This is a genomic window from Flavobacterium sp. ALD4 (assembly GCF_002836475.1).
Classification (GTDB): Bacteria; Bacteroidota; Bacteroidia; order Flavobacteriales; family Flavobacteriaceae; genus Flavobacterium.
On sequence record NZ_PJBJ01000030.1, the window covers coordinates 372,513 to 393,173 of the forward strand.

Here is a 20,661-nt window from a genome sequence, read left to right on the forward strand (position 1 = left end):
GTAAAGTTAGCATTTGTTATTTGATATTCATATGCCAATTCTAAAATGCAATTCTAAAACTCACATTTTAAAAATGCCGATACAATTAATAAATTCATTTGCCTCCTGGGTTCTAAAACAAAGAATTCATCAGATTGAGCTTTTCCTGAAATACCCTAATGAGGTTCAGGATGAGTTGCTTATGGATTTAATTCAATCTGCAAAAAACACGGAACTAGGCAAGGAATATGACTATCCTTCGATACGCTCTTATGCCGCTTTTGCCGAAAGAGTTCCCATTAGTACGTATGAAGAATTTCAACCATTAATTGAACGCACGCGTAATGGGGAACAAAATATTTTTTGGGAAACTCCTATAAAATGGTTTGCGAAATCAAGCGGAACGACTAATGCCAAAAGCAAATTTATCCCGGTAAGCCCCGAAGCCCTAGAAGATTGTCATTATAAAGGAAGTAAGGATTTATTGTGCATGTATTTGAACAATAATGAAAATTCAGAGCTCTTTACGGGCAAAAGTCTTCGTTTGGGAGGCAGCTCTCAAATACACGAAGACAACAACTCCTTTTTTGGTGATTTATCGGCGATCCTGATAGAGAACATGCCTATTTGGGCTGAATTTAGCAGCACACCGAGCAATAGAATTTCGCTAATGAGTGAGTGGGAAACAAAAATTGCCGCGATTATTAATGATACTAAAAAAGAAAACGTAACCAGTTTTGCGGGTGTACCCTCCTGGATGTTAGTTTTAATGAATAAAATGCTCGAGGAAACAGGAAAAGGAAACCTACTTGAAATTTGGCCAAATCTGGAAGTCTATTTCCATGGCGGCGTAAATTTTGAGCCTTACCGCGAACAATACCAAAAAATACTCCCTAAAAAGGATTTTAAATATTACGAAATATACAATGCTTCCGAAGGTTTTTTTGCCATTCAAGACCTCAATAATTCCAACGATTTATTGTTAATGCTCGATTACGGAATCTTCTATGAATTTATCCCAATGGATACTTTTGGCACACCAGATCAAAAGGTGGTTCGTTTAGCAGATGTAGAAATTTTTAAAAATTATGCCATAGTCATCACGACTAATTCTGGCTTATGGCGTTATCTGATTGGTGACACCGTTCGTTTCACTTCTTTAAGCCCATACCGTATTCGAGTGACAGGCAGAACGAAACACCACATTAACGTATTTGGAGAAGAATTAATGGTCGAAAACACGGATTTGGCTATTGCCAAAGCCTGTAAAATGACCCACGCTGAAGTCGTAGATTATACCGTTGCCCCTGTTTTTATGATCGACAGAGAAAAAGGAGCGCATGAATGGATGATTGAATTCAAACAGACTCCAAAATGCATTCACACTTTCCAAAACATATTAGACGATACATTAAAAAATCTAAATTCTGATTACGAGGCCAAACGTCACAATAACACCACCTTGAATCCTTTAGTTATTAATGTAGCCCGCAAAAATTTGTTTTATGACTGGCTGAAGGAAAAAGATAAATTAGGAGGACAACATAAAATCCCAAGATTATCAAACCAAAGAGATTATTTGGAACAATTAAAGAATATGCAGGCTAAAATTTTATGCTAAAGAACGATGAAAAATTATTTTACATCTTATCTTCACTCCTTTTCCTCAGTTCCTGTGGACCACACCGCATGGGTTGCGGAGCTAGAGGAATTTGCAAGAATCCACAACAATTAGAATCGGGGCAATCTGAAAAGAGCAGGCCGATCAATACTGTCGGATAATAATCCCAACTAAAAAGAGCATCAACATACATAAAAAAACCCGGGTCATTATAAAATGATACGGGGTTTTTAATTTTACAGCCTATTTATACGAAGAAAATTACCTTCTCCATCAAACAGAACGGACTGGACTAACGCAGTAAACTGGCCTGCCGTCATGCATTTACAGGCAATCGTAAAAAAGATAAAAAATAGACTAAGTTTGCAACTTCAATATCCCGTTGAACAGATTCCTCCAATTGGACGAATTTCCAAATCTTATCTTTTAAACACTACAGCAATGTCCAAAAAAATTATTGGTATTCACGAAAAACCTTCTATCCTAGAAAGCATACCACTCAGTTTCCAGCATCTTACCGCCATGTTTGGTGCTACGATACTGGTTCCGATTTTATTGGGTGTCGACCCCGCTATTGCCTTGTTGATGAACGGAATTGGGACTTTAATTTATACTTGGGTAACCAAAGGCGGTATTCCCGCGTATTTGGGATCGAGTTTTGCCTTTATCGCGCCTGCCTCCCTCATCATAGGGAGTTACGGTGGTTTTGGGCACGCGCAATCTGGATTTATATTTTTCGGATTGTTCTTTGTTGTCATCTCGTTTGTCGTGAAAAAATGGGGGATAAAATGGATCGATGTGGTGATGCCACCGGCAGTAATGGGCGCGGTCGTTGCGATTATAGGTTTGGAATTAGCTCCCGTTGCGGCACAACAAGCAGGACTTGCACCGTGGCCGACAGAAATAGGCAGCGTAGTTGCCCCTTTTGTAGCAGACAGCAATATCATATTGGTTTCGATGTTTACTTTGGGTATCGGAATTATAGGAACTGTACTATTCCGAGGATTTATGCAGGTGATTCCAATTCTTTTTGCAGTGGTCGCAGGCTATTTTCTTGCCCTCTTTATGGGAATGGTCGACACTGCCAAAATCAGCGAGGCAGCCTGGTTTGCTCTGCCTAAATTTCAGGCTCCCGTTTATGATTTGAATGCCATCATTATTATTGCTCCTGCCTGTATTGTGGTCTTAGCCGAACACATCAGTCATTTGATAGTCACTGGAAAAATCACTAATACTGATCTAATGGAGAATCCGGGCCTACACCGTTCCTTACTCGGTGATGGAATCAGTAATGTTTTATCGAGTATGGTTGGTTCGCCTCCCAATACCACTTATGGCAAAATATAGGTGTAATGGCCATCACTGGTGTGTATTCCGTTTGGGTAATTCGTGGGGCAGCCCTTTTGGCTATCACTTTTTCGGTGATCGGGAAAATTTCTGCAGCCATATCTAGCATTCCGATTGCGGTAATGGGCGGAATCACCATGTTGCTGTACGGCGTAATTGCAGTACAAGGTTTCAGAATGTTTGTGGAGCAAAAAGTCGATTTCAGCAAAAGTCGCACTATGGTGTTAGGTGCCATTACTTTTATTGTGGGTGTCAGCGGCGCTAGGATAACTCTGGGAACCGTGCAACTTAAAGGGATGGCTTTCGCGGCCATTGTTGGTGTGATGCTGTCATTAATTTTCTGGCTGTTAGACAAGGCTGGCGTAATGAACGAGGAGGCGTGATACCTTCCTTTTCTATCGCATGCCACAAAAAAAAAATACTTCGTTAGCTTGCTAGCCTTGCACGCAATAAATATTCACCAACATAACAACCAAACTAAAACAAAAAAACCACTCAAATCGAGTGGTTTTCTGTTTTATAAAACTGTAGCTATGTTGCAATTGTGCTTGTTTCACTACATCCCTGTTCGAAATTTTGTGTAATTGGTATCCATTGCTCCTCTTACATAGTATATGCAGCGCTTATTCCTAACTGAAATTTACAATTCCATCATGTCAATATGCCTGTCGTGATAGCCTAATAAGTATAAAACACCATCAAGGCCTAAGCTAGATATAGAACTTTCTGCGCTTTCTTTTACGGTAAGCTTTGCGTGAAAGGCAATTCCTAAACCTGCTAAATTTAGCATCGGCAAATCGTTTGCTCCATCCCCAACAGCTATGGTTTGATTAATGTGTATGCCTTCTCTTTCTGCAATGGCTCTCAAGTATTCGGCTTTCTTTGGGCCATCTACAATTTCGCCCAGATATTTACCCGTTAATTTACCGTCGATAATCTCCAATTCATTGGCATGAACATAATCAATCCCCAATTCTTTTTTCAGATAATTACCGAAGAAGGTGAATCCTCCCGATAAAATAGCGGTCTTATATCCGTAATATTTCAAGGCTTTCATCAAACGATGTGCTCCTTTTGTTATGGGCAAATTTTCAGCGACTGTTTGCAGTACCTCTTCACTTAAGCCTTCTAACAAAGCCATACGTTGTTTAAAACTTTCTTTAAAATCAATTTCGCCATTCATAGCCGCTTCTGTAATGGCTCTTACTTGTTCTCCTACACCCGCCAAATCAGCCAACTCATCAATAACTTCGGTTTGAATCAGAGTTGAGTCCATATCAAAACAAACCAAACGTCTATTTCTTCTGAACATATTGTCTTCTTGAAAAGAAATATCCACATCCAAAGTTCTGGAAATTTCCATAAAACTGGCGGTCATCGCAACCTTGTTTACAATGGTACCCGATACGGATAATTGCACACAAGAACGAGGATATTCTTCTTTAATGACAATAGAAGCCCTACCCGTTAATCTTTTAATAGCATCAATATTCAGGTTTTGGTCAGACATTATTTTAGCTACGGCAGCTAATTGCTTAGCAGAAAGTGTTTCTCCCAGAATGTTAATGATATACCGTTGTTTGGATTGTGTTTTTACCCAACTTTCATAATCATCAATAGAAATGGGAACAAATCGAACCTTAACCTGCAATTCATAGCCTTTAAACAACAAATCTTTTAAAACTGGGGCAGAGCAAGAACCCGCTTCAATTTCGAACAAAATACCTAAAGATAATGTTTCATGAATATCAGCCTGTCCGATGTCCAACACAATAGCATTGTACGTGCCCAATACTGCTGTTAAAGCGGCAGTAACCCCCGGTCTATCGTGTCCGGAAACCTTTAATAAAATAATCTCTTTACATTCTGTTGCCATTTTATCTCTATTGATTTTAGAAGGAACAAAAATCGGCAATCTATTTGTTTATAAAAAAGAATCTTCTTTATTTTTTCAAACAATAACAAATAGTTCAAATTACCCACAAAAAAACCCGTTCAATTGAATGAACGGGCTTCCGTATTTGAGAAATATGTAATTTTTAAGAAGCAATTTCTAATCGCTTCAATAAATTCTTATTTAAAGCTTCATTTGCATAAGCTTCATCAATTTCCAATTTTTTAGTCTCCGAACTTGGTAATTCATACATGGCATCAGTTAAGACCGCCTCACATAAAGAGCGCAATCCACGAGCTCCTAATTTGTACTCTAATGCTTTACCTACAATAAAATCTAATGCTTCGTCAGTGATTGAAAATTCAACCTCATCCATTAAAAACAATTTTTGATATTGTTTGATTAACGCATTTTTAGGTTGAGTCAAAATCGCACGAAGAGTCTCTCTATCTAAAGGATCCATGTGTGTCAATACTGGCAAACGACCAATAATCTCCGGAATCAATCCGAAATCCTTGATGTCTTTAGGAATAATGTATTGCAACAAATTCTCTTTATCGATATTGTCCACATTTTTTGATGTAGAATATCCTACTGCCTGACGATTCAATCTTTTAGAAATAATTCTTTCGATTCCGTCAAAAGCACCACCGGCGATAAACAAAATGTTTTGAGTATTTACCTCAACAAATTTTTGGTCTGGATGCTTACGCCCTCCCTTAGGTGGTACATTAACAACTGTTCCTTCTAATAACTTCAATAACGCCTGTTGTACTCCTTCTCCAGAAACATCACGTGTAATAGACGGGTTGTCACTCTTACGGGCGATTTTATCTATTTCATCAATAAAAACGATTCCTCTTTCGGCTTTAGCAACATCATAATCAGCTGCTTGAAGCAAACGTGTCAAGATACTCTCTACGTCTTCCCCAACATAACCGGCTTCTGTTAATACGGTTGCATCAACAATAGCTAAAGGAACGTCAAGCATTTTAGCAATGGTTTTAGCCACTAATGTTTTACCTGTTCCAGTTTGTCCCACCATGATGATGTTACTTTTTTCAATCTCTACCTCATCGTCCAGCTGCTGTTGCATCAAACGTTTGTAATGATTGTAAACCGCAACTGACATGACTTTTTTAGTTTGGTCCTGTCCTATTACATATTGATCTAAGAACGCTCTAATTTCTTTTGGTTTCTTTAAAATAAGATCCCCAGCTAATTTTGAACTTCCAGTTGATTTTAATTCTTCTAAAACAATTCCATGTGCCTGCTCAATACATTTATCGCATATGTGCGCATCAATCCCAGCAATCAATAAATTGGTGTCTGGTTTTTTTCTTCCGCAAAATGAGCATTCTAATTTTTCTTTCGCCATCTTTTTATGTTAGAAGTTGGATGTTAGAAGTTAGATTTACCATTCGTACCTCTAACTTCTAAAATCTAACTTTTATTTAACTTCTTCTCAACACTTCATCAATCATTCCGTATTTTTTTGCTTCTTCAGAAATCATCCAATAGTCACGTTCGCTATCTTGATGCACTTTGTCAAATGTTTGTCCTGAGTGTTCAGAGATAATTTTATACAACTCATCTTTCAGTTTCAACATTTCACGCAAGTTGATTTCCATATCAGTCGCAACTCCTTGAGCTCCTCCTGACGGTTGGTGAATCATCACTCTTGAATGTGGCAAAGCAGAACGCTTTCCTGGTGCACCTGCACATAACAATACCGCTCCCATAGAAGCTGCCATTCCTGTACAAATTGTAGCAACGTCTGGCTTGATGTATTGCATCGTGTCATAAATCCCTAATCCTGCATAAACACTTCCTCCTGGAGAATTCAAATAAATTTGAATGTCTTTTGAAGCATCGGCACTCTCTAAAAATAGTAATTGTGCTTGAACGATATTTGCAATTTGGTCATCAATTCCTGTCCCTAGGAAAATAATTCTATCCATCATCAATCTTGAAAAAACATCTAATTGAGAAATGTTCAATTGACGTTCTTCGATAATGTAAGGAGTCATGTTGGTAGGATTCATTGCCGCAACGATTTTATCGTAATACATGGCATTTACTCCTTGGTCCTTTGTAGCAAACTTTTTAAATTCTTTACCGTAGTTCATATTATATTTGTTCTAAGTTTTATGTTATCTCTTCGTTAGTGTTAGTGCAAAGGTCATACCTTTTTACAAATGATGTCAAACTGTCTTATTTTTAGCCCAGATAAAAGTAAAAAGCCTTAGAAAGGGCTGACTATTTTTTGTTGGTAAAAAAAAGCGACCAGTGAAAGCTCTTTTTTTACCTTACAAAAGAGGCTGCACTATAAAGAACTTGTAACGTATAGCTGGTCCCGATAGCTATCGAAAAGCTCCTCAAATTAATTTAAATAAAAGAGCGCCAAAAAGAATATTCTTTTGACGCTCAAATATAATCAATTTTTTAGAATTTACTCCCCGTATGAAACGGCAATAAATTCGTCGTAAGTAACTTCTTTAGTTGTTGGGTTTGCTTTTTCTTTAAACAATTCTAACAATTTCTCAGCTACTACTTGATCTGATAATTTTTTTACTTCGTCTTGGTTTGACAAAACGCGTGCTACAATTCCTTGAACTTCTTCGTCAGTAGGATTTGTTTGCCCGTATTGTGCCATTTGTGTTCTGATGTTTTTTGTAGTGAACGCTTTCAAGTCTTCAAAAGTGATTTTGATATCACTTTGCGCCATTGCTCTACCTTCAATCAACTGAAAACGCAATCCTTTTTCAGAACGTGTATATTCAGCTTCTGCTTCTTCAGGAGATAATTTTTTCTCTCCTACAGTTTGCAACCATTTTTTAAGAAATTCTGTAGGCAAATCGAATTTTGTGCTTTCGATTAAGAACTCAGTAACATCTCCTAATAATTTTTGGTCTGCTTGTGTTGCAAATTGAGTTTCAGCATCTTCTTTGATTTTTGCTTTCAATTCGTCAAGAGAAGCTACAGCTCCTTCTCCGAAAAGCTTATCAAACAACTCTTGGTTTAATTCAGCCAATTCTGTTGTGTTAATTGCTTCGATAGTGAAATCTACATCAACCTCTAGTGTATGAACCTCATCGTGATCTACTTTTAAAAACTCCATCAATTGATGTGCATCTTCAAATAAACCTTTAGTGTTTACGGTAACAACGTCACCCACTTTTTTACCGATGAATTTATCAGCAATCGCTTTGTCTTTGAAAGTAGTCAAAGAGATTGTTGTTGCGTTATTGATTCCTTTTTCTTCGTTTGTGAACGTTCCAGTTAAATCAGCACCTGCTACAACCACTTCTTGAGCAACTGCAGTACCAAATTGTTTTTGGATGCGTTCTACTTGACCGTCGACTAACTTAGCATCAGCAGTAACTACATATTTAACGATGTCGTTTTTAGCTTCTAAGTCCAATACGAAATCAGGAACTAATCCAATTTCATATTCAAAAACTAATTCTTCAGCATCCCAAGCGAAATGTTCGTTTACTTTAGGAAGCGGAGTCCCTAAAAGGTTTAATCTTTCTGATTGTAAAAAACGTTCTAAAGCTAAATCAACCACTTTAGTAACTTCTTCTACTTTTATTGCTTTACCGTATTGTTTTTCAACAAGATCTTTAGGCACAGCCCCTTTTCTAAATCCTTTAACGGTAGCCAAAGGCATTTTTTCGTTTATTCTTTTTTGTACTTGACCTTTGTAATCCATGTGAACCACTGTTATTACAATCGTCTCGTTTACAGCGTCTAATGCTACTCTTTTGATATCCATCTCGTCTTTACTTTACATTATAAATTCAGAGTGCAAAATTAATGAATTTTTCAAAGCCAACCAAGTTTTTTACCATCGAACCTTCACAGTTGAATTCCAGCAAATTATGCGGCTGAAAATCAATGGGGTTTTGTGTGTTTTGGGCGTACCGCGCCTGCGTTTTACTGCGGCGCGTCAGGCTTTGCGCTGCAATCTTTTTATCATTCCGCTATCGCTGCTTGATAAAAAAGGATTTCCACTGCAATCCTTCACGCGAGACTGAGTAGTCATCAACAAAACGCATTTTGATTATTTATAAGATAATTATTATATATTTGAATTAAAAGATAATACGGCTTTCATACCTATCTACCCATTTTCAAGGTGACATGTCTGATAACGTAAGATATATATATATTAGTTATACGATAGTAGTTATGAGTGTACCAAAAAATCATCATATAATCTCAAAAGTTCACATCAAGAATTTCTTCAATAACCGTGAAGGTAAAATCTATGTCTATGATAAATTTCAGAAGAATATATTCTTTAAATCTACATTGAAATCTCTTTTTAGTGAAGAGTACTCCAACTCAAGGTTTTCAGATGGGACAATTGATCACGAAACATTAGAAAGAGAGTTAAATGATTTTTTTGAAAAAGACTTTGCAAAAAACGTTTCAATAGTTCAACACTTCATTTCTAATAAAAAACAGAACGAAGAAATTATCAACGCTTTACTATATTTCGTTAAGTATGGCATTATTGCCGAAATGCGAACGCCAAAGCATAAAAAAGAAGTGGATGAAGCTGTTTTTGGAACATTAAAAGGTTTAAGTGAAATGTTTGCACCAGAATTGAAAGCTGATTTTGAAAAGTCAATAGAATTCCAAAACCATGTAAAATATAGTAATTTGACTAGCTACTTGGAAATTGCAGCTGGAGTTTTGGAAAAGATGGGAGATTTGAGGTACGAAATTTTAGTTGCCGATCAATTTAATTATTTTTTTATTCCGGATTTTGGAGCAGCGACTCAAAGAGATAAAATAAATGAATACTTTAATCCAGACATAAAAGAGATTGCTTACGTTGGTTTGGCCTTAACAATTAAGATTTACGTTAATTTTTACTCAACAAAACTTTATAAAAAGAGATCTATACCATCATCGTCAATTACTTATTGCGACTTCAATGCCGTAGAGTACTACAATCGTTTAAATCTTCGATACTCTCAAAGTAAAGTGGCGTCTGAAAACGAAGAATATTTAAAAGACTTTGTTGAAAGAAATTCTGCCATCGCATAACACACGTCTCACCCTGATCGCTCTGAAATGCGCAAGCGTAAGCGCAGGTATTCACCTGTGCCCACAAAGAGAAGCAAATACGGTAAAAAGTTACAGACTTAAAAAAATTTAAAACTTTATTGTATAATTTTATGTCCGATACTTTCCCGGTAAAGCCGTTTTTATTTCATTGGGTTTTGAGCATCGCCTGATAAATCTGTATCGTTATCTCGTCGCTCCAGCCTTCTAGCAAAACAATCCCGAAATCGCTTAATCGCAATTTAAAATTTAGTGTAAGCAAGGAAGAAAAGTTGTCGTTGCCCGTACTGTGTTTAATTGCCCCATTTGCATATATCGTTTTCACTATTTTATTCATGTGAAGTAGTGCCGTAAAATTCAGTTCCTGATCTGGCTGCTGTAACGTGTTCACGTAGGGAATGTTCAGTTTTCCTTCTAGTATTACGGGCATTAGCGGTGAGTTTATCAGTATGACATTCAACGAATCTGTTTCGGTGCGTAAAGTGGCTGGATCAAGCGATAATCCGATTTCGGCAGTTTGATAATTGATTACAATAAACAAATGATCGCTGGTGGCAATTACTCTGGAATCCCTGTACGAGCCAATAACCTCCACCATCCCTTCCCTGGTTTGGTATCTTTGCTGCGCCCTGATCGTAGAGCTGCATAATAGCAATACGATAGCGGCTACCCAAGCTGTTTTTATAATTTCCCCCATTATCGATTGCTTAATTGCGAAATATAATAGTTTGTAACTGAGCAGGCTTCAACCATAAATAATATCTGTTTCTTGCCACTAAGTTTCAAAGGATACCTGGATGAACAGCCATTATTCCCGTGAAATATGTAGTAATGATTTTTATCATCAACGGAACTTAAGAAAGCTATAAAATACTAACTATCAAGACGATGATTTTTTTTGGTTTCATATAAATTTACGATTTATTTACGTGCGCCTCTCTTTTTTTGGTAATTTTTTCAGTGTACCAATGCTTGTTAGTGATTAATTTGCGGTGTTGTCCCATGGAAACGTTGCGCATTCAAAACGATTGCAGATCGCTTATGGGGTTAATGTCCAGCACCCGATCTCTCGGATATGCGCTAACAACTATGGTAAAACTGCGCGATTGGATATTTTTTAAAAAGCGGATAGCAAACCTATAAAACTGGCAACCTTTCGCAGGCAAAACCATACAACCCTCTCCCGATGCTGCGGGACAATACTTCACACAGTCACTCGATGCAATCCTATTTGCCTTGATAATGAAGTAGGAAACTTATACTAAAAAATTAAAATAAGCTAGCTGAAATTTCATTTATCTCCTATACTAACCACAGATAATCAGTACATTATATTTTTTTTTACACGAATAATTGTTATATTTGGTAAGCCGAAAAAAAAATGCTGTTTGTCAACCCCATCTACTCGTGTAGAGATTGGCCTCACTTTATCATACTTTGATGACGTTAAGGACAATGTTCGCTCTCCGCTGAAAAATTTCATTACACTAAAAACCTTTTACGAGAAACAGCCATCTTAGAATTGTATACAAAATAGTGTAAAGAATATTCGTTTAAACAACTTTATTTTTAAAGTGTAGCAATTCATTTCATCATTAAAACCTACCGTAAATGGTTATGAAATAAATTAATTTCGGAATACACGACGATTGTCATAGAGAAAAAAAAGACGAAATATTGTAAACATAAAAAGAGGATAATGCGGCGATTCTCGCAATGGTTCGTAAAAGAGCAAACAGAAGAAGAAAATCTTGCCAGCAGTTTAATGGATAAAATTAAAATTGCAGGCGGTGAAAATGCAAAAGGTGATGCGCTGTATCAACTGGATAAAGATTTGAGGAAAACTTCAGGTGAAGTAAGAATCGCACAAGACGTAACAACAACTAATCCCTAATAAACAAACACCATGGAAAATCATATTGTAAAAATAATTTCAGTAGAACCAGTAACGCATGATGTAATGCGGTTTACAATTCAAAAGCCAGAAGGTTTCAAATTCGCACCGGGACAGGCAACCGAAGTGTCGATAAACACTCCTGCACTTAAAAATGAAAAGCGACCTTTTACATTTACAAGTTTAAATGATAATAAACATCTAGAATTCGTAATTAAAATTTATGATAGTCACAACGGAGTTACTAAAGAATTAGGAAAATTAAAGCACGGTGATGAACTTATCATCCGTGATGTTTGGGGCGCAATTGAATATAAAGGCGAAGGAGTGTTCATTGCGGGAGGTGCAGGTATTACCCCGTTCATTGCTATTCTTAGGCAATTACAAGCTGACGGTAAAATTGCAAATAACAAACTAATTTTTACCAATAAAACCGAAAAGGATATAATTCTGAAAAAAGAATTTAAAGAAATGCTCGACAAAAATTTTATCAACACACTCACTGATGAAAAAAAAGAGGGCTACGAAAACAGTAGGATTGATTATACTTTTCTAAAAGAAAAAATAGACAATTTTAAACAACACTTTTATGTTTGTGGACCGCCACAGTTTGTAACAGCCATTTCAGAGGCTCTCACTCAGTTAGGAGCAAAAACCGATGCGGTAATTTTCGAAAAATAGTTCGAGCAATCGTTTGGTCAGTCCAATTCGCCAGCACAATTAAAGGCGATAGTGCCCGACTATGAGGCCGCCAACAGGTATTTATGCCCTACGATAGCGCAGTCTCGTATTATTTAACGAGATCTTATGCACACCAATAAAGTATAAAATTCAATTGTATGGTCATCCAGCAATTGATATTGCTTCATGCGAATAGCTATTTAAACTCGTGCCAATCTTATTTAGCCACTATTGCAAAATCACCACCTGTCTAAACTATGCATCTTTAAAAAAATAGTAATAAACCAAACATAAATGATGCTTCGTGGCGACGTTCTAATAAGTAATTAGAATGATTTACAATATAGCACTGAAATTGATCATTCAAAATAAATAGATTGATATTTCATTCTGGCAGAGTTGTTAAATACGCCAGCAAGAAGTTTACTAATATAATTGATTCCTATAAAATAATTACAAGAAGTATGAGTCGAAAAGGGAATTTTTGGTATAATGCAATAGCTTAGCGCTTTTTTAAGACTTTGAAAACGGAACAGATTTATGATAATATGCTGATATCAAAAGAGCAAATGGAACTCGATAGATTCGAATTCATTGAAATCTCGTATAACCCTAAAAAAAGGATTTCCACTTTAGATTACAAAACACTTGAAGAATTCTGGAGACAGAAAAATAATTTTAAAAATGTTGCTTAACTAATACTACCGATTTTATTTTCATCTCCAAACCCTTGTTTTTACAAGCTAAATAATTAATGTAAGGGTAGAAGACAATATTTGTTCTACGCCCTCAGGATTAAAAAAATTAAGGCACTAAAAATTCACCAGACCAATCGGCATCAATTCTAGAAAACAAAACCCTTAAATGATTAGGACGATTTAAACGTAAATATTCAATTGTATTGGGTACGAGTTTTACTGGACAGAAATAATTTTCATCTGATTGGTAACTCACCTCGTCAGGGTTTTTTATTGGACTACCAGGTGCAATACTTGTGGTATAGTCTTTTTTAGATGCCTGTTGTACCGTGTGCCAGTAATCAGCAATTTGTTCTTTGTCAGTTATTAATTCGGCTTTTCCTTCAATACGAATTTGCAGTAGTTTTTTAGAATCATAAAACAAGGCGCTAAATTCAGAATTATTTTGAATATCTTTTATTTTTTGAGTTCTTTTGTCGGTATAGATCACCAAACTTAAGTCCAGTAATGTCTTTCGCAACACAACCGTGCGCTGCCTTGGTTTGCCATTTTCATTTGTAGCCAAGACAAAATATCGAAAAGGATGTCCTTTTTTTGCGTGTCCGTTAATTAGTTCTCGTTTCGCTTCTTCTAGGTATTGATTTTTCAATTTTATTAATTTAATTAAAACAAAATTATACTTTATTCACTTAAAATATTTCTACTTATAAATGAATTTTAATAGGGAGTTATTATGGTAGGCTTCCTATTTTTTCGTCTCAATTAAAAAACGACAGCAATTTAAATTTTTAATAAAATTAAGATTATTTCTTCTATTTTAAAAAAGAAAGTACCTCTTTTAATTCGGTATCTATTCCTAATATAGACCCAATATGGGTTGGTCAAAGAAATGGAATCATAAAACCGTTTAAATAAACAACAAAGACGGAAACCTTAACAAAGCAAGCGGATCAAAATACAAGTTTAAGAGACCGCAATCTAATAATAAGTCCTACAGCTATCGGTACAAAGATTACTTCAGAAGAGGCTCCCACTGAATTAAGTACAGAAAGCAACATTATGCTATCATATGCCATATACAATTGTATAACCCTAGATGATCGCCTTAACTCCTTACTACAAAATAGTAACATCGATAATTTAATTACTGCGCACAACCTTCTTTGTCAAAAGTATCCCAGCGACTCCAAAATCTATCTACTACACGAAACCATTATATCAAAACAGTATATATCACTCCCTATTTTAAATAAAAACGGGGAGATGTTTTAGCATCTCCCCATTTTTATAATTAAATATTCAATAGTATCACTAGTTTGTAATCGTAATCGTTCCATTCATATTAGGATGAAACTGACAATTGTAATACAGCGTGTCTGGTGCATCCATAGGAACAGTAAAAGTTATAGTTCCATTTACAGCTCCATTACTTGTAACTCCAACACCATAAGCCCTTGCAGTTCCCGTACCTTGACTCATATTTATAAAGAAAGGATGATTAGGAACAGTTAAATTAAACTTATACGTACCACCTCTTTTAAACGTAAGGTTTGGATTATCTGAGTTAGTTAACCCTTCGCCGTTAAAAACATAAGACGAAGTACCATTAGCTGTTACACTGTATGTTTTTGACTCTGCAACCGCTACGTTTGAACCTATATTTCCTTGAGCAACTATAGTATTGAAAGCATCACTATCATTCAAATGAACATTAACATAAGCGTTAAGAGCTAAAAGCTGAGTATAGGTGATCGGAGCGCCTCCTACTAAATTTGCAACTTGGCTTTTACTAATACCCGTGTCTCCGTTTACATCATTCAAAGCAGCAATAACATCACCTGACATATTATCATGGATGTGTGCAGGATGGCTCCCTCCTGGTGGGTTACCGGTACCTACAAGTTTAATTGTTACCAATGTAGTTCCATTATTTCGCTCAGCTAATTCAACAGTACCACTTATACTAGGAACATCTTTCGGGGCTAATACATAGTTCATTTTTTTTCCAGTTAATTCATTTTGACCTATGTCGCCTTGAGCAACAAGCGCTAAATTGTCAGCACTCAAATGAACATTTATATATCCGTCAAAATCAAGTAGTGCTTGGTACGTGATAGCACTACCATTATTAAGAGTTTTGAATGTTGTTGTACTTTTTCCAGTAGTTCCATCAACTGGCTTCAATGTTAAGGCTATGTCTCCACCATCAGCAGCATTATTCAAGTGAATGTGCGCAGGATGAGATCCTCCTTGAGGAGTATTGAGTAATTCTAATTCTATACTCACTGTGGCATCACTATTTTCAATAAAGGTAGCCTTTCCAGAAACTCCAGCGGCACCAACGGTTCCTAAGTCATAGACTTTAGAATTGACAGCCGTTACTGATGGGGCATCATCTTTACTACAACTGCTAAAAATAAATGGAATTATGAAGACAATGGAGAGTAAACTTTTTCTTAAATGTTTCATTTGTTTAATTTTTTTAGATTAACATTAAACAAATATAGATAAATAAAAGCTTGATTTCCTAATTTATTTGATAGAAAAGGATTTAAAACAGAACGAAAGTAAGCAACGATTTCAAGCTCATAAAGCAATATTAAACAGAACAACAAGACAAAAAAGATTGATTTTTATCATTTGATAATAGCTTGTAAAACACCCAAATACCTTTCTCTTCACGAGCAAAAAGGAAGCTTCGAATCAAAAAACCGCTTAGAGAAATGAATAAACTGACCTTCTGTTTCTTGCTCCTCATTAAAACAGAAAATCAATATTCTGTACTAATAATTGTTATATTTGAGGGAATGAAAAAGAACGATACTTGTAAGACTATTCTGGGTACATAAAAAAGTAAATTAATAGTATTTGATCAGACATATCAACAAGTTAAACACAATGCTATTATGAAAAAAAAATATCTAATTAGCACTACTGACTTTCATACTTGGATGTTCTACAAAAATTAAATCAATAACGAAGTACAATAACAATGAAGCCAATTCAACTATAAGTGGAGTTGTTGAATTTGATAAAAATCAAAATAAAATCTTAGAACGAAACTTTGGAAATCTAAGAAGCAATAGAATTATTAGCATAGCGTATCAGAACGGAAAAAAAATTAAGGAAATCGACTGTGATTATTTCGAAAAACAAGATACTTGCGTAGTTAGACAATTTTCAGTTTACGAATACGATCCAAAAGATAAGCTGAAAACACAGACCATGTATGAATCGGACTCCGCGGTACGGTTCATTCGAAAACATCATAAAACTGGAAATCTAGAAGTCATAACGACAGACAGTTGGGAAATGTTTCCAACTAATGATCCAAATCCACAAAATGCAATAAAACTAACTGACTCTGTATTTTACGATTCAAAAGGAAGAGAAATTAAACGACTTCATTGCAACGAAGACCTCGAGGAGCCTTGGACAGAAAAATTTCAGTATTCTACTAATGGTTACACAAAAGAAATAGCTGGAACTAGAATGGAAACAATACGATTTTATGAATATTCAAAACTTCAAAAACTAGCCAATAAAAAACATATTGACTTCGAATTTAGAGATGCAACAAATTATAAATACGAATTTCAACGGTACTAAAATCTATTTCACTTTAAAATACGATTAAACAAAAAGGACAATAAACTCATCCCCTTTTCATATACAATACCGTTAGGCTTAATACCAACAAAACGGCTGGCAACCCTATAAAATAAATCTAAATAACGTAAATTGCGGTCTCTCTAAAGATAAAATTATGAAAGACAATAAAATGCTAAATTATATAAAAGAGGTATTAAAAAATATGCCAGCTGGCTGGTTGAATACAACAACGCATCGTCTAGATATTTATGACGAAAAACTGGCTAAAACGCAATTCTTAGATCAGTTTGAAGCCTTATACAATGACAATAATTCTGAATCTTCAGCTTTAAATGCATTACCTACTGCTTACGACTATATTCGACTAGGACATCCTTTATCATGTGTGCTTGAATGGTCAATTGCCAAGGAAAATAATCTAAAAGCAGAAAGCGTTATCAGTTTTGAGTCAAAGACAGTCCCTGTTTTGGCAGTGCTAAGAAAAAATTTATTAGATAATAGAAAGACCCAAATCCTATATACTGGTGAACTACCTGATTTTTTTGATGCTGAAGTAGTGAGAAATATTTATGGTTATCACTTTGAGTTAAAGAAAGTGGATAACGTAGAAGCTATTCCAGCATTTAATGGAAGTACCGTTTTCATTTCCCAACAAGAGAAAATTGGCACTATTGATATCCAAGCAAATATTGACTTTTCTATCAGTCTACATGGTCACCTTGGAAGTATTTTAGTTGTAAATGGGAACCAAAACGAAAGTTACATCTCGGATATTCAGCATGTAAGAAGAAGAGAAACCATTGCAATGACACCTGCTGATTCTCTTACGGCTTTGAAGTCATTAGTAGCACAATCTCCTATTGAAACTACAGGAAGTAATATTAAAGCAGATAAAAAAGCCGTCTTAGATTCGATTAAAACAATTACGAATTCGAGTATAAAGCCATTAGTTGCTTCTAGTGGATTATCTATTCAGTATGCGATTTTAATGGGGTTAATTCATGATGCCGTTGAAAAACATAAAGGAAAAGCGATTAAAATCATTGTCCCTCCAAATTGTTATGGTGGAACAAATGACCAAGCAAGACGTGTTGCTGCTTGCATTGACAATGTTGAAATAGTAGATTTACTAGTGGATGGTGATAACGACATGGTGCAAAGTATTGATACCGTTTTAACTAAAATTGCTAATGAAAACGCTGTTCCTTACATCATTGCTGAGATTCCAACAAACCCGAGAGTTGAAGTTCCAAATCTTATAGATTTAAAAAATGTTTTAAGTCAAGAACGCAAAACGGCTGCCGGCACAATAGCGATAGATCCCGTTTTTATTTTAGATCAAACATTTTGCCCCAATGTTCACTTTTTAGGGGAAAAGGATATTCTTGCATCGGTTAGAACGATTTCATTTGCTAGTGGATCTAAATTCCCTAGTGGTGGGCAATGTACTGCTGGCTACTGTGTAGGAAATAAAAAAACGGGTGCTTTGATGGAAAAAATAGCGTTGCATCTAGACCTATGCGATAATGAGGCTACAGATCTTCAATATGAAATACTAGCCAAACAATTGCCTTCAATGAATCAAAGAATTATTGATGCTTATAAGAATACACGTGAATTTGTAAACTTTATCAATGCTACTTTACCAGAAGCAAAGATTAATTTTGTTTCTTCAGCATTGGCAGAACAAGGATTTACCCCATCTGTTTTTTCATTAGATCTACCTACAAAGGGGAATACTGATGAAGAAAAAGAAGCTTACAAGAGAGCACTAAATCTTAAATTAATCAATTTAATGATTACAGAAGTCCCGAATGAAAGTAAGTTCTGTGTGAGTTATGGGCAGTTAAAAGGATGTTACTGGACGGTACCTGCAACATCTACTCAAGGGACCACTAAAGAAGGTGACAAAGATTATATTGTGCGTGCATCACTTTCTCCAAATATGGATCTTGAACTTCATAAAAAAGTCTTTTTAAAATTTGTTGAAAACATTTAACTCAGTCGATACTTGCAGAGATAGGATGATTGCATCTCGAATTTCACGAAATACGATGACCGCTCAGAGATGTCACCGCAAAGCCTCCTGACTTTGCCCTTTTAAAAAATCATCTGATGAATTACAAACACCATTAAGCCTGAAAATTTAATGGTGTTTTTTGTTGGTTTTGTTTTGTGTTTTACTACGTCATTTAAACAAAAAAAAGGAGATGGCTAACCTGTGAAACTGCGTTTCTCATTAGTTATAATAACATAAAAAAATGCAGTATTTCTTTTTTTAATACCACTAATTATTACATTTAAAAGAAAGAAGGATACTATTGGGCAGGCCCATCTACCCATATCAGTAGAGATTGCTCTCACTTTATTAGACACCTCAACAAGTTGTACCCCATTAGGACAATAAAAATAATAAAAATCACAAAAGCAGCAACTCTTATTAATACCCTCTATATCCCTTGGGACAGACGTAATGATTGGAACGGGAATTTTTGTGCTAATGGGACAAATAGCAGAGTTAGCAGGTGATTTATTGCCTATTGCATTTATTGCCGGAGCGATATTTGTCGCCTTTAGTTCCTATTTTTATGTTCAATTTTCAAATGCATATAAGTATTCGGGAGGTGTCGCAAAGTTTTTGACAAAAGCTTATGGGCCAGGAATAGCACTGGGATCTTTCTCTCTCTTAATGTATATTTCAATGGTGGTTACCAAAAGTTTAGTAGCAGGTACTTTTGGTGCTTATGCTTTACGACTATTTCCAGAAGAGCACGCAGGCTACGCCTCAGTATTGGGTATTATTCTAATTGCAGTAGCCTACATTGTAGATATTTATGGGAACAGAGTAATCGCAGCAACTGCGGCCCTTACTGTCATTATTAAAGTTGCAGGTATTGCGTTGTTCGCAATTTCAGGCTTAGTTATTTCGAGTTTGCCCACTATTACTGTTAATTATATTGCTTCGGATAGCCAATATTTACCTGAGAGTTTTAATTTCATTGCTACATTGGCTTTATCTATTATTGCTTATAAAGGATTTACAACCATTACTAATCACGGGGGAGATATTAAAAATCCACATAAAAATGTTGGCCGTTCTCATATTATTTCAATCACAATCTGCACAGTCATTTATGTAGCCTTAGCCCTATCGGTTGCTCGCGGATTAAGTGTTGAAGAAATTGTTGTCGCAAAAGATTATGCATTGGCTGCTGCTGCTGCTGCAAAACCTGTATTTGGTGAATGGGGCTATATATTAACTATTTTTCTTACCATCATAACAACTGTTTCTGGAGTTATTGCTAGTATTTATTCAGCTTCTAGAGTATTAGGAATGTTAAGTCAAATGAAACCAGTTCCTAACTTAAATAGGGCGAAGAGTCTTAAAACCCTTGATTACTTTTTACGGTTTCTTAAGCTACACTACTAACTATTTAATTTTACACGAATTTCCTCAATTGGTGCTGTTTTTTATTTAATAATGGATATTGCCATTCATTGGAGTCTATTCAGACATCAAAAAAAAAAATAGCTGAATTTAGTTTAATAATTACTAGATATTATTGTTTTGGCGGCGTTTATATATGAAATATTTGGATGACCTATTTCTGCTCCTCGTTACCGATATTAGAATTATTTTAATTTTTTTTTAAATATTTTTTCATAAAATTACATACAGATAAAGATGGAAAAATGCATGAAGAAGAAATGATGAAAACGAATAAAAACATATCCAAAATAGCGCTATCTTTAACGGTTACGGTCCGCCTCAACTTTCTTGTTACTTGCCAGGAAAGCACTCCGAAACTCGCAACGATTCTCACACGACATGTTGTATGCAAACTAAAAAAAAATA

15 protein-coding genes and 1 pseudogene are annotated in these 20,661 nt (G+C 35.6%); 9 read left to right on the forward strand and 7 right to left on the reverse strand.

Going from position 1 to position 20,661, the window contains the following annotated elements:
* Positions 1–73: 73 nt before the first annotated feature.
* Together CXF59_RS10305 and uraA are read left to right on the forward strand one after the other, a co-directional pair.
* Positions 74–1,600, forward strand: a complete 1,527-nt coding sequence (locus CXF59_RS10305; protein ID WP_101138521.1) for a GH3 auxin-responsive promoter family protein — start codon at positions 74–76, stop codon at positions 1,598–1,600.
* Positions 1,601–2,122: 522 nt separating this feature from the next.
* Positions 2,123–3,330, forward strand: a pseudogene (gene uraA, locus CXF59_RS10310) (uracil permease).
* A gap of 257 nt (positions 3,331–3,587) precedes the next feature.
* Here the strand turns inward: uraA and serB are convergent.
* From serB to CXF59_RS10330, 4 genes are all read right to left on the reverse strand, one after another.
* Positions 3,588–4,823 carry a phosphoserine phosphatase SerB gene (gene serB / locus CXF59_RS10315; protein ID WP_101137705.1) on the reverse strand — a complete coding sequence of 412 codons (1,236 nt, stop codon included), beginning with the start codon at positions 4,821–4,823 and terminating at the stop codon, positions 3,588–3,590.
* A gap of 163 nt (positions 4,824–4,986) precedes the next feature.
* The gene (clpX, locus tag CXF59_RS10320; protein WP_101137706.1) at positions 4,987–6,219 is read right to left on the reverse strand and encodes an ATP-dependent Clp protease ATP-binding subunit ClpX; all 1,233 of its coding nucleotides are present in this window, start codon (positions 6,217–6,219) and stop codon (positions 4,987–4,989) included.
* A 76-nt stretch (positions 6,220–6,295) separates the two neighbouring features.
* Positions 6,296–6,970 carry an ATP-dependent Clp endopeptidase proteolytic subunit ClpP gene (gene clpP, locus CXF59_RS10325; protein ID WP_101137707.1) on the reverse strand — a complete coding sequence of 225 codons (675 nt, stop codon included), beginning with the start codon at positions 6,968–6,970 and terminating at the stop codon, positions 6,296–6,298.
* 323 nt (positions 6,971–7,293) lie between these two features.
* A complete protein-coding gene (locus tag CXF59_RS10330; RefSeq protein ID WP_101137708.1) occupies positions 7,294–8,619 on the reverse strand; it encodes a trigger factor in 1,326 nt (441 codons plus the stop codon).
* A 416-nt stretch (positions 8,620–9,035) separates the two neighbouring features.
* Here CXF59_RS10330 and CXF59_RS10335 point away from each other — a divergent pair, with 416 nt between their 5' ends.
* Complete coding sequence (locus CXF59_RS10335) at positions 9,036–9,902, forward strand: DUF4238 domain-containing protein (RefSeq protein ID WP_157824569.1); 867 nt, start codon at positions 9,036–9,038, stop codon at positions 9,900–9,902.
* A gap of 166 nt (positions 9,903–10,068) precedes the next feature.
* Here the strand turns inward: CXF59_RS10335 and CXF59_RS10340 are convergent, their stop codons facing one another.
* On the reverse strand, positions 10,069–10,617 hold the full coding sequence (locus tag CXF59_RS10340; RefSeq protein ID WP_101137710.1) for a hypothetical protein: 549 nt from the start codon (positions 10,615–10,617) through the stop codon (positions 10,069–10,071).
* 1,002 nt (positions 10,618–11,619) lie between these two features.
* Between CXF59_RS10340 and CXF59_RS10345 the strand changes: the two genes are divergently transcribed.
* The 3 genes from CXF59_RS10345 to CXF59_RS15765 all read left to right on the forward strand — a co-directional run bounded on the left by CXF59_RS10345 (position 11,620) and on the right by CXF59_RS15765 (position 13,190).
* Entirely contained in the window at positions 11,620–11,814 is a 195-nt protein-coding gene (locus tag CXF59_RS10345; protein WP_198554679.1) for a hypothetical protein, read from the forward strand.
* A gap of 12 nt (positions 11,815–11,826) precedes the next feature.
* The gene (locus CXF59_RS10350; protein ID WP_101137711.1) at positions 11,827–12,495 is read left to right on the forward strand and encodes an FAD-binding oxidoreductase; all 669 of its coding nucleotides are present in this window, start codon (positions 11,827–11,829) and stop codon (positions 12,493–12,495) included.
* Positions 12,496–13,016: 521 nt separating this feature from the next.
* Complete coding sequence (locus CXF59_RS15765) at positions 13,017–13,190, forward strand: hypothetical protein (RefSeq protein WP_198554680.1); 174 nt, start codon at positions 13,017–13,019, stop codon at positions 13,188–13,190.
* Between the two features lie 109 nt (positions 13,191–13,299).
* On the opposite strand, the gene CXF59_RS10355 is transcribed toward CXF59_RS15765, so the two are convergent.
* Positions 13,300–13,842, reverse strand: a complete 543-nt coding sequence (locus CXF59_RS10355; RefSeq protein ID WP_101137712.1) for a pyridoxamine 5'-phosphate oxidase family protein — start codon at positions 13,840–13,842, stop codon at positions 13,300–13,302.
* A gap of 662 nt (positions 13,843–14,504) precedes the next feature.
* Positions 14,505–15,662: a hypothetical protein gene (locus CXF59_RS10360; RefSeq protein ID WP_101137713.1), complete on the reverse strand. Its 1,158-nt coding sequence runs from the start codon at positions 15,660–15,662 to the stop codon at positions 14,505–14,507.
* A gap of 756 nt (positions 15,663–16,418) precedes the next feature.
* On the opposite strand from CXF59_RS10360, the gene CXF59_RS10365 reads away from it, so the two are divergent.
* The 3 genes from CXF59_RS10365 (at position 16,419) to CXF59_RS10375 (ending at position 20,235) form a co-directional block, all read left to right on the forward strand.
* The gene (locus tag CXF59_RS10365; RefSeq protein ID WP_101137714.1) at positions 16,419–16,802 is read left to right on the forward strand and encodes a hypothetical protein; all 384 of its coding nucleotides are present in this window, start codon (positions 16,419–16,421) and stop codon (positions 16,800–16,802) included.
* 157 nt (positions 16,803–16,959) lie between these two features.
* The gene (locus CXF59_RS10370) at positions 16,960–18,804 is read left to right on the forward strand and encodes a cystathionine beta-synthase (RefSeq protein WP_101137715.1); all 1,845 of its coding nucleotides are present in this window, start codon (positions 16,960–16,962) and stop codon (positions 18,802–18,804) included.
* A 501-nt stretch (positions 18,805–19,305) separates the two neighbouring features.
* Positions 19,306–20,235 carry an APC family permease gene (locus CXF59_RS10375; RefSeq protein WP_232758820.1) on the forward strand — a complete coding sequence of 310 codons (930 nt, stop codon included), beginning with the start codon at positions 19,306–19,308 and terminating at the stop codon, positions 20,233–20,235.
* Positions 20,236–20,661 lie beyond the last annotated feature (426 nt).

Coding starts and splice junctions, on each gene's coding strand:
- CXF59_RS10370 (WP_101137715.1), top strand. CDS start 16,960: ATGAAAGACAATAAAATGCTAAATTATATAAAAGAGGTATTAAAAAAT.
- CXF59_RS10330 (WP_101137708.1), bottom strand. CDS start 8,619: ATGGATATCAAAAGAGTAGCATTAGACGCTGTAAACGAGACGATTGTA.
- CXF59_RS10345 (WP_198554679.1), top strand. CDS start 11,620: ATGCGGCGATTCTCGCAATGGTTCGTAAAAGAGCAAACAGAAGAAGAA.
- CXF59_RS10375 (WP_232758820.1), top strand. CDS start 19,306: ATGGGACAAATAGCAGAGTTAGCAGGTGATTTATTGCCTATTGCATTT.
- clpP (WP_101137707.1), bottom strand. CDS start 6,970: ATGAACTACGGTAAAGAATTTAAAAAGTTTGCTACAAAGGACCAAGGA.
- CXF59_RS10305 (WP_101138521.1), top strand. CDS start 74: ATGCCGATACAATTAATAAATTCATTTGCCTCCTGGGTTCTAAAACAA.
- CXF59_RS10340 (WP_101137710.1), bottom strand. CDS start 10,617: ATGGGGGAAATTATAAAAACAGCTTGGGTAGCCGCTATCGTATTGCTA.
- CXF59_RS10350 (WP_101137711.1), top strand. CDS start 11,827: ATGGAAAATCATATTGTAAAAATAATTTCAGTAGAACCAGTAACGCAT.
- serB (WP_101137705.1), bottom strand. CDS start 4,823: ATGGCAACAGAATGTAAAGAGATTATTTTATTAAAGGTTTCCGGACAC.
- CXF59_RS10365 (WP_101137714.1), top strand. CDS start 16,419: ATGTATGAATCGGACTCCGCGGTACGGTTCATTCGAAAACATCATAAA.
- clpX (WP_101137706.1), bottom strand. CDS start 6,219: ATGGCGAAAGAAAAATTAGAATGCTCATTTTGCGGAAGAAAAAAACCA.
- CXF59_RS10335 (WP_157824569.1), top strand. CDS start 9,036: ATGAGTGTACCAAAAAATCATCATATAATCTCAAAAGTTCACATCAAG.
- CXF59_RS10360 (WP_101137713.1), bottom strand. CDS start 15,662: ATGAAACATTTAAGAAAAAGTTTACTCTCCATTGTCTTCATAATTCCA.